A 5,442-nucleotide genomic window follows, 5' to 3' on the forward strand; every position below is an offset into this window, starting at 1 on the left:
TCTTGCTGCCACCAACAGCGGCGCTTCTACTCCAAGCCCCACAAGTCAGACACCGTCACGACTTTGCCGAGGCCCTGATGTGCGGGCCCGCTGGCAGACGCTGATTGTCGGCGGGCTACAGGTTGTTGATTCGGGCCAGCAGGTCTGCCTCGCTCAGGTTTTCCAGGACCGCGTCCTGCTTGCGGCCCAGGACCGCCAGCAGCTTTTCCTTCTCCAGCTTCTTGGCCGCCGCCGCCTTCGCCGCCTGGTCCTCCGTGAGGCGTACGGCGATGATGTGCTTGACGACCTCCAGCTTGGTCTCCAAGGTTGCCTTGGCCGGATTGGCCTCGGTGGCCACGAACGACTCGGTGTCGACGGCCTTGAGCTCGGCGTTGACCGCCTTGGCCACATCATCGAGGCTGAAGCCGGACCTGGCGGTAAGCGGGAGCTCCCACAGCTGTTCCGTGGTCAGCAGTCCCTTGGCCGACGGATAGCGGAACTTCTCCCGTGTGGCCTTCTCGAAAATGGTCACGGTAGCCTCTCTGGAATATCCGGGTAGGGAATCAGAACTGGATGCTGATAAGGCGGCGCCGGCCGCCGGTCATGGTCACCTTGGCGACCACCGAGCTGCGGACCGTGGAGCTGAAGCCGAGACCGGACAGCTGGTCCGGAGACGGCTCGCACTTGGTGCGGTCGCCGAGAACCTCGAACACCTTGCGGTGCGGTTGCAGGTCGCTGCGGAGGAACTCGTTGTAGATCCCCCGCGTCGGCTGGTCGTTCACGCACCCCTTCAGGATGAAGAAGTAGTGCCGGTTGCCGACCTCGTTGTCGTCGAAGTAGTTCGGCGAGTACATGATGGTGGACACCGGTACGAACTGTTCGGTGGTGATGCCCCACAACTCCATGCCCGCACTGCCCGGCTGCACGTCCTTACCCGGCCGGAAAGCGGTGATCACCCCGCCGGCGACCGTCATCCGGCCCACCTCGACGGTCTCCTTGTGGCCGACCGCGCGCTCGTGGCTGTAATGCTCGATCTTCCCGTTGCTCTCGGTCTCGACCACGAAGCCGACCTGGGTGCTGTCCCGCTTGCGGTACTGGTTCACCTCGATCCGGTACTCACCGTCGGGGACACGGTCGGTCCAGGTGACGTTCTCCACCGGCTCGCGGGAGAGCGTCCCGCTGGCGTTCATGTCGACGTCCAGCTTGTTGCGCTTCTCCTGGTACCAGATGTGGTCGCCGTTGGGTTCGTACACGTGCAGATCTAGGTCGTCGTGGTTGAACCAGGACAGGCTCACTCGCAGCTTGCCGGTGACGTTGCCGCCGGCCCGCTTGACCTTCTCCCTGATCGAGTCGGTGACGTTGCCGCCGTACGACCAGCTGAAATCGTTGTCCCACTTGAACAACCGCGGAGCAGCCGGGTGTCGGCCGGTGGTGAGGCTGACGAGGTGCGGCTCGTAAGTGTTGGCGACCCACAGATCGATGGTGGCGGCGCCGGGCAGGATGTCCTTCATGAAGGAGACCACGGGAATCTCCTCCGGCTTGGCGTCGCGAAGGAGCGCACCTGACAACCGGTCGGTGGCCGCCTGCATGAGCAGCCCTTCGATGCCGTCCTTCATCCGTGCCTGGGCGTCGTTGTCGACCCACAGCACGTTGGTGACCGACACGTCGGACAACCGGGCGAACCGTCGCTGCAACGACTCCTCGATGCCCAGCTCGGCAATGGTCCTCATGGCGGCCTTGACCATGCCCGGGGTGATCAACGCCGTGGGGCGCTGGTAATTCTGCGGTGCCACCTTCGCCTCGAACGACCGGACCGCCTGCTCCAGGTCGACGCCCGCGGAGAGATCCTGGACGAGGGTACCGATCACCGTGTTGCGGAACCGGGCAGCCGGGCTCATGGCATTGGCGAAGACGAAGGCACGTCGGTCGGCCGCCTGGGTCCACCGGTTCTGCAGCGAGCGGAACTCGGTCACCGCCCGGCGATGCTCCGCGCCGCGGTAAAGGGCGTTGTCGTCGACGAGGTCGACGACAGTGTCCAGAGCGTGCCGGGTCAGCTCGGCCAGGCCACGCTGGAAGACCTGCACCGCGGCGTCAAAGTTGCCCTGTGCCGCGCCGACGTCCTCGACGCGATGCCGACTCTCCACCCGGCCGTGCAGGTGGTGCCACACCTCGACCTGGCCGTCACGCAGCGTTCGTGTGGTCTTCGTCCCGTACTGCGCCTGAGTCGACCGGAAGATGGTGGACAACGGCAGCGAAAGAACGAACTCGTCCAGAGCGGCGGCGACGACGGAGAAGACCGGGTCGGATGCCGACACCCCGGCCCAGACGGTACGGACCCGCCCGTCGTGGATCTCGACGACGTTGCCGAAGTGCTTGATGAAACCGCGGCAGGTCGAGCAGTCGTACTCGGATCGCTCACGGAACCGCAGATTGGTGCCGGCGGGGAAGGAGTCGAGAAAGGTGAGCCAGAGTGAGTCCCGGTCGAGACCGTCACCGACGGCGTACAACTCCCCCTTGGACATCGTGGACAGACGCGAAGTCACATCCGTCACGAACTGCTGGAAGTCGCCCACCGTTTCATCCCCCTTGATCGCCGGAGATCCTACGCAGCGAACGCCAATCGGAGAAGCGCGTTTCCGGCTGTCCGCACGGTCACGATCGGGCGCCGGTGCTGGCCGGCGGTCAGCAGATGCGGCCAGTCGGCCGGTGGCTCTGTTGAGCACATCCCGGCTTACGCTGTGGATGCCTTCCCGGGCACCGGCAGGCCCGGGTGGTCCAACAACTTCTCAGGCACGCCAGGTTTCATCAGCTTTACAAGCCCGGCCGCCAGCGGCGCGGACAGACTGAACTGCAGTCCTCGATCGGTCTTGACGCGGGTGACCGGTGGCTGGCTACTGCTGGCAGCCCCGCGGAGGGTTTGTGGTCAGTCGGCGCAGGGCGGCGATGGTCGTACGGATACGACCGGTCAACAGTTCGTCAGCCCAGACGATGTCGTCGGCGAAGCTGGTGGCACCGAGGCGGTTGTCGCCTGCGGCGAGTTTCTCGAGACCGGGGATCGTCTCGAGTGCGCGTAGCTCCAGGATCGTTGCCAGGCCATACCTGCCGGCGTAGTCGGTGACGCCGTGAAGCAGCGGCTCGGTCAGGTCTACGGTCGGTACGCCAAGCCGAGCAAGGGCGCGGGACGCCGCCACTCGGCTCCACCGGTCGTCGAGCCTGTTGCGCAGTAGCGGATCGAGGTCGGTCAGGGCGTCGCGGTGGGCCGGGGCCAGATCTGCAACGAGGTCTGCGGCGGCGCGAGCCGGGGTGTGCCCACCGGCAAGCACCGCGCGCACGGTTGTCGGGATGGGCTGTACGCCGTCGATGGTGGCGACTATCCGAGCAGCGAGGATCTGGGCCTCCCGCTGCGGGTGCGTCCCGGCCGCCGCACCGGTGAGCTGATCGCGCGCCCTAGGCAGCAGTGGGCGCAGTTCCTCGCCCAACTCGTCGACGAACGTTTGCGGACCGGGCCACAGCCGCCGCTCACCGGACAAGGCAGTGTCGAGGATGCCGAGGAGCGGCTGCACGTCGCCAGAGATCCGTCGAATGGCCAGGGCCGCCACCGGATCGCCGGCCTGCGTCGCCCTTGTACGTAGATGCGGTACGGCGGCGGCGTCATCGTGTCCGATCTCCAGGAGCGCCCACGCCACCTGTGGTCCCTCGTACGGCAGCGCGGCAAGCAGCTCCGGCACCGCCTCTGCGGCGCGCCACGTGCCGAGCACCCCGGCCAGCACGTCGGCCCGGGCCGGTTCGTCGGCCAGGCGCTGGCGGACCGCAGCCAGCACCGCAGGCTCGAAGCGGGCGCCGTCGAGCAACCGCTGCGCACGGTGCCCAGCGGCTGCCGCCGCACACACCGGTTCGATCCAACGGGGATCACCGAGCCGGGCGAGGGCACTGACCGCCCGGTACTCAGCGGTGAACCCGGGCGCCCCGGCCTCCTGCGCGAATCCGGCGGCGATGCTCGCCAGCAGGTCCGCGAATCGCCCGGCCGCCGCGCCAGCCCGGCTGAGCGTGTTGAGAGCAATGCTCCGCACCCCGGGATCCGGGTCGTGCAACGCAGTCGCGACCAGCGGAACGATCTGCGGCGGCGCCGAACGACTGGCGTCGCACCGTTCCGACGCCGCCCACAGGCCAAGCTCCCGGGTCTTCGGCTCGCGGGCCTGCAGTAGGTGGCTGAGCAGATCCAGCGCGACCGGCGCGGACGGCACCACCATCAACTCATCGGACCAGTCACCGCCGTGCGCCCAGCAATAGGTGACCGAAGCGCCGTCGTCGATCGCTGCGACCACTGCGGCGATCGCGCCGTCCGGCCAGGGCACCCCGGCCCGCAGCAGCGCCACCGCCGCGGCCACCCGTACCAGCGGAGCTGCATGCAAGACCAAGTCGGCCAGCACCGGTTCGGCGGCGGCCGGGTCGATCAGGCCCAGCGCCAGAGCGAGCGACGCCTGAACCGGCTCACTGGCTTCGACCCGCCAAGCTTGCCAAAGCGGTTTGGGGACTGTCCCGGCCTGAGCCGCCGCGTAAGCTGCAGCCTCCCGTACCTTGGGATCACCGTCTGCGAGCAGCGCTAGGAGCGCCGGCAGTTGCCCGACGACTGCGGCACGCACATCCGGGAAGTCGTCGCCGTACGCGTGCTGTGGGTCGGCCAGTTGTCCGAGCATCCAGGCAAGGTCGGCCCGGCCGTGCGGCGCGGCCAGCGCCAGCTCGGCCAGGAACGGTACGGCCGCCACCGTTGCCAGGTAGACGGTGCCCTGGTGGAAGATGCTGCCGTTTAGCTCAGAGACCGCCTCCTGAGCAGCTTCCTCGTCCGGCGAGGCCGCCTGCCGTAACAGGTTCGGCGTGTCGAGAGCCTTTCCGTACGCGTGGCTCAGCTCATTCCAGCCGACCTCGTCCAGTCCCTGCAGCACGGCCGCAGCATACGTCCCCGATCGACGCTACCGAGAGACCCACCGTCTACCCACTCAACCGGGCATCCGGTGCACCCGAGTCCACCAAGACGGTGCCAGCCGTTGAGCGACGGCGGTCAGATCGAGGTGGGGCCTGACCGCGGTAGACCTTGGCGAGGCGGCTGAACTCAATCGCCACTGGCCGGCTATCAGCCTATCCGGCGATGGTTGCGCGACCTGCTCTGGGAGTCGCGCGCCCGGTCTCCTCGAGAGCGCTAAACCCTCCTCTCAGTCCGACGGTCCATCGGTGTGCGGTAGGGACTTTTGGAGCAGTCGACGTGCGAGTCGATGGGTTTCGTCGGAGACGTCCTCGTCGATTTCCTGAAGCGCTGAGGTGAGTGCTGCCAGCCGCGCGTTGATGGCTGCGGTGTCATCAGTGGCGGCATGAGCGTTCATGGCGAGGCCCCTGTCTGTCAGGGTGAGTTGAGGCCAGCGGCTCATAGCAAGTCCGTCGGACAGGGCGAGTTCAGGATCGAGAGTC

General features: G+C 67.3%; 4 protein-coding genes. All 4 read right to left on the minus strand.

What is annotated here, in order from left to right:
• Positions 1-115 precede the first annotated feature (115 nt).
• Positions 116-511, minus strand: coding sequence for a hypothetical protein (locus tag ACFQGL_RS32075; RefSeq protein ID WP_377516399.1), 396 nt, complete (start codon positions 509-511; stop codon positions 116-118).
• A gap of 31 nt (positions 512-542) precedes the next feature.
• A complete protein-coding gene (locus tag ACFQGL_RS32080) occupies positions 543-2,552 on the minus strand; it encodes a hypothetical protein (RefSeq protein ID WP_377516401.1) in 2,010 nt (669 codons plus the stop codon).
• A 318-nt stretch (positions 2,553-2,870) separates the two neighbouring features.
• The gene (locus ACFQGL_RS32085; protein WP_377516403.1) at positions 2,871-4,922 is read right to left on the minus strand and encodes a hypothetical protein; all 2,052 of its coding nucleotides are present in this window, start codon (positions 4,920-4,922) and stop codon (positions 2,871-2,873) included.
• A 267-nt stretch (positions 4,923-5,189) separates the two neighbouring features.
• Positions 5,190-5,442, minus strand: a 253-nt coding sequence (locus ACFQGL_RS32090) for a hypothetical protein (protein ID WP_377516405.1), incomplete at its 5' end; no start/stop codon positions are given.

The organism is Micromonospora vulcania (assembly GCF_042658605.1).
Classification (GTDB): domain Bacteria; phylum Actinomycetota; class Actinomycetes; order Mycobacteriales; family Micromonosporaceae; genus Micromonospora; species Micromonospora vulcania.